Source organism: Sphingomonas bacterium, from assembly GCF_903644055.1.
In the GTDB taxonomy this organism is placed as follows: Bacteria; Pseudomonadota; Alphaproteobacteria; order Sphingomonadales; family Sphingomonadaceae; genus Sphingomonas_I.
The window spans coordinates 1-3709 of record NZ_CAHJXD010000077.1 but is presented as its reverse complement, the minus strand read 5'-3'; the positions used below and the strand labels follow the sequence as shown (position 1 = coordinate 3709).

Here is a 3709-nt window from a genome sequence, read left to right as displayed (position 1 = left end):
GCCCGCACGCGATGCGGCGCGCGAAGGATCGCTGGAGGCGGCGCTGCGCATCGCGCGCAAGCGGCGGATCGGTCCCTTCGCCACGCGGCCGCCGACCCCGCAGGAGCGGCAGCGGGCGATCGCGGCGCTGGTGCGCGCGGGGCATGATTTCGCGATGGCGCGCAGGATCGCGTTCGCCGATCCGGGAGAAGAGTTTGAACCCGACTCCTCCCGGTGATGATGGCCTTCGCAATTAGCTATGTTTTTTGCGGGGAAGTTGATAAGCTATATCCAGTGTATTGTTGCGTCGACGCGAATGCGCGTCGATCAGGAGGGAAGGGCATTTTGCCATGACATTTGCGGAGGGCCTCGGGGGGGGTGCTTCGCCGGCGGAGATGGTCGAGGATTCGACCCCCGTCCGGTGCGTGAGCGGCTCCGTAAAATGGTTCGATGGCACACGCGGATTCGGCTTCATCGTGGGCGACGACGGCGAAGGCGATATCCTGATCCATTTTTCGGCCTTGCGGGAGCATAATCGGCGCACGCTGCCGGAAGGCGCGCGGATCGTCTGCGAGGCGCTCGAGCGCAGCCGGGGGCTTCAGGCGCGCAGGATCCTCAAGATCGATCTCACCAGCGCGACCGGGCCCGACGCCGATCTGATCGCCAAGCGCAACGCCGATCGCGTCGATCCGCTCGCGCTCTCCGCGATCGCCGGCCCGCTGGAGCAGGTGCGCGTCAAATGGTTCAACCAGCTCAAGGGCTACGGCTTCGTTCAGCGCGAAGGCGAGCAGCAGGATATCTTCCTCCACATGGAAACCGTGCGCCGCGCGGGTCTTGCCGATCTGGCGCCCGATCAGCCGCTGGCCGCGCGGATCGCCGACGGACGCAAGGGCCCGCTGGTGGTTTCGGTGGAGCTTCCGTGAAGGCAGTCTTTGCGGGACTGCTGCTGCTCGCCGCCGCGCAGCCCGCGGTCGTCGCCGCCGCGCCTACGATTCCGCTGACGATCCGCGGGTCGCACATGCGCCATTTCCGCGTCGAGACGGCGGCGACGCCCGAATCGCAGGAACGCGGGCTGATGTACCGCAAATATATGCCCGCCGATCAGGGCATGATCTTCCCGATGGAGCCGCCGCGCCCGGCGACCTTCTGGATGAAGAACACCTATCTGCCGCTCGACATCATCTTCATCGGCCCCGATCATCGCATCATCTCGATCGCCGCGCGCGCCAAGCCCTTGTCCGAAGATCTGATCCCCTGCCCCCAGCCCGTCGCGGCGGTGCTGGAGCTCAACGGCGGCGTCGCGGCGAAGCAGGGCATCAAGCCCGGCGACGTTGTCGAGTGGTGATGGGTCGAGGGGTGACGGGCCGATCGGTGACGGCTCGGCTCGCCGTTTCGGCGTTGCGCGGGCGCGCGCTTCGCGGCTAAGCCCGCGCGGATGGCGATCCTCAAGCATATCTTCACCTGGTGGGACGGCGCCACGATCGGCACCTTGCTGTTCAGCCGGCGCAACGGCCTCTCGGTCGGCAGCGACGCGCTGGGCAACGCTTATTTCCAGAGCAAGGCGGGCAAAAGCGTACCGCGCCGCTGGGTGATCTACCAGGGCGCCAACGATGCGAGCCGGGTGCCGCCCGAATGGCATGGCTGGCTGCACAACACGACCGATCTGATCCCCGAGACGCTGCCGCCGCCGCGCGCGTGGGAGCAGCCCGCCGTCCCCAACCTCACCGGCACCGCCGCCGCCTTCCGCCCGGCGGGCGCGCTGGAGCGCGGCGGCAATCGCGCGGCGGCGACGGGCGATTATGAAGCGTGGAGCCCCGGCCAATGAAAGCGGTCTGCCTGTGAAAGCGGTGTTCCGGGAAAATCTCGGCGAGGCGCTCGTCGGGCTGGCGGTCGTGCTGCTCGCCGGCTTCTTCATCGTCTTCGCGTGGCGCGCCACGGGCGGCGCGCACGGCGGCGGCATCAAGGTGACAGCATTGTTCCCCAACGCCAGCGGCGTCAACGTCGGCACCGATGTGCGCGTCGCGGGGCTCAAGGTCGGCCAGGTCACGCAGCAGACGCTCGATCCGCAAAGCTATCAGGTCGCAGTGACGCTGGCGCTCGATCCCAGCGTCAGGCTGCCCGCCGACAGCAGCGCGGCGATCACCTCGGAAGGCCTGCTCGGCAGCACCTTCATCGCGCTGTCGCCGGGCGGGGCCGAACAGCCGCTCAAGAACGGCGACACGATCAGCGATACGCAGGGCGCGATGGATCTGATGGCGCTGATCGGCCAGTTCATCAACAAGCCTTCGGCGGCCCCGCCATCCGCCGATCAGGCGACCGGAGCGGGCACGACGCCATGAGGCTCGGTCGGCCGGGCGCGCTGGCGCTCGGCATCGTCGGCGCGAGCGCGCTGCTCGTCGCGGGCGCGGCGGCGCTCCAGAACGAAAGCAACACCAGCGAAACCGCGGCGCTCTCGCCCGATCCCGCGCCGGGCAATGCCACCGAACCCGCGCCCTCGGCGGGCAAACACAGCGCGCCGCCGCCCCCGCTCGCGACCAGCGATACGCCGATGGCCGATCGCGTCGCGGTGCTCGGCGTGCTCAACAAGCGCGACGGCGTATCGCGCGATATCACGCTGCATCCCGGGCAGGCGGCGCGGATCGGCGCGCTGATCGTGCGGCTACGCGCCTGCGACCAGACCGCGGACTGGGAGCCCGAACAGCTTACCGGCGCCTTCGTCCAGGCCGATCTCCAGGGCATCGACGGCCAATGGCGGCGGATCTTCTCGGGCTGGCTCTACAAGGAGAGCCCGTCGCTCAACATCGTCGAAAATCCGCTCTACGACGTCTGGCCCAAGAGCTGCACGATGCGGCATGCCGAGACCGGGCCCGATACGGTCAATGCCTCGGCGGTATCGGCGGCGCCGCGATCGAGCGCGAAGAAATCGGCCGGGGGCGAGGGCGAGAAGCCCGCGACCGGCGCTCCCCTGCCCGCCCCGCCGCCGGCCGGGGCCGAGGCCAGCCCCAGCGCCTCGTCCAACAGCACGACATAATCGGCGCGATCGATCTCGACCGCGCCCAAGGAGGCGAGATGATCGGTCTGGAACTGGCAATCGAGCAGGCGGAAGCCCCCCACCTTCAGCCGCGCGACGAGATGCGCCAGCGCGACCTTCGAGGCATCGCGCACCCGGCTGAACATGCTCTCGCCGAAGAAGGCCGCCCCCAGCCGCACGCCATAGAGCCCGCCGACGAGCCGATCGCCCTCCCACGTCTCGATCGAGTGCGCATAGCCGCGTCCGTGGAGCTCGGCATAGGCGCGCTGGATATCGGGATTGATCCAAGTATCGGGCCGGCCGGGCGTCGGCTCGGCGCATAGCCTTACCACCTGCTCGAACGCGGCATCGGCGGTGAAGCCGAACCGGCCCGAACGCAGCGTCTTGGCAAGGCTGCGCGAGAGATGGAAGCCGTCGAGCGGCAGCACGCCGCGCTTCTTGGGCTCGACCCAGAAGACGTCCGCCGCCTCCCGGCTGTTGGCCATCGGAAACACGCCGACGGAATAAGCGCGGAGCAGCAGATCGGGATCGAGGCGGGCCATCGCGGGCAGGATAATGCAGCAACGGTTAACCGTCACCTCGCAAAGAATTGGAGCCGGACGACTTTAGCTCTTCCCGCTCCTGCTGAGGTGAGACCGAGTAGCATCTGTGTTGGGGGTCAAGCGGGTTGGGTTGTCCAGGTTCTATTTTTTGCGACCA

5 protein-coding genes and 2 pseudogenes are annotated in these 3709 nt (G+C 68.3%); 6 read left to right on the top strand and 1 reads right to left on the bottom strand.

What is annotated here, in order from left to right; all coding sequences use genetic code 11:
* From HUU94_RS03480 to HUU94_RS12940, 6 genes and pseudogenes are all read left to right on the top strand, one after another.
* Positions 1 to 217: pseudogene (locus HUU94_RS03480) on the top strand (RecX family transcriptional regulator); the annotation flags it as partial.
* A 112-nt stretch (positions 218 to 329) separates the two neighbouring features.
* Positions 330 to 902 carry a cold-shock protein gene (locus HUU94_RS03475; protein ID WP_368039837.1) on the top strand — a complete coding sequence of 191 codons (573 nt, stop codon included), beginning with the start codon at positions 330 to 332 and terminating at the stop codon, positions 900 to 902.
* Positions 899 to 1324 carry a DUF192 domain-containing protein gene (locus tag HUU94_RS03470; RefSeq protein ID WP_254601921.1) on the top strand — a complete coding sequence of 142 codons (426 nt, stop codon included), beginning with the start codon at positions 899 to 901 and terminating at the stop codon, positions 1322 to 1324. The genes HUU94_RS03475 and HUU94_RS03470 overlap by 4 nt, the downstream gene beginning before the upstream one ends.
* 90 nt (positions 1325 to 1414) lie before the next feature.
* Positions 1415 to 1804 (top strand): NADH:ubiquinone oxidoreductase subunit NDUFA12, encoded by a 390-nt coding sequence (locus tag HUU94_RS03465; protein WP_174273726.1) that lies wholly within the window; start codon positions 1415 to 1417, stop codon positions 1802 to 1804.
* A gap of 13 nt (positions 1805 to 1817) precedes the next feature.
* Positions 1818 to 2318, top strand: a complete 501-nt coding sequence (mlaD, locus tag HUU94_RS03460; RefSeq protein WP_174273725.1) for an outer membrane lipid asymmetry maintenance protein MlaD — start codon at positions 1818 to 1820, stop codon at positions 2316 to 2318.
* Positions 2315 to 2761, top strand: a pseudogene (locus HUU94_RS12940) (DUF2155 domain-containing protein); the annotation flags it as partial. The gene mlaD and the pseudogene HUU94_RS12940, both read left to right, overlap by 4 nt.
* A 35-nt stretch (positions 2762 to 2796) precedes the next feature.
* On the opposite strand, the gene aat reads toward HUU94_RS12940, so the two are convergent.
* Positions 2797 to 3552, bottom strand: a complete 756-nt coding sequence (gene aat, locus HUU94_RS03450; RefSeq protein WP_174273724.1) for a leucyl/phenylalanyl-tRNA--protein transferase — start codon at positions 3550 to 3552, stop codon at positions 2797 to 2799.
* Positions 3553 to 3709: the final 157 nt, after the last annotated feature.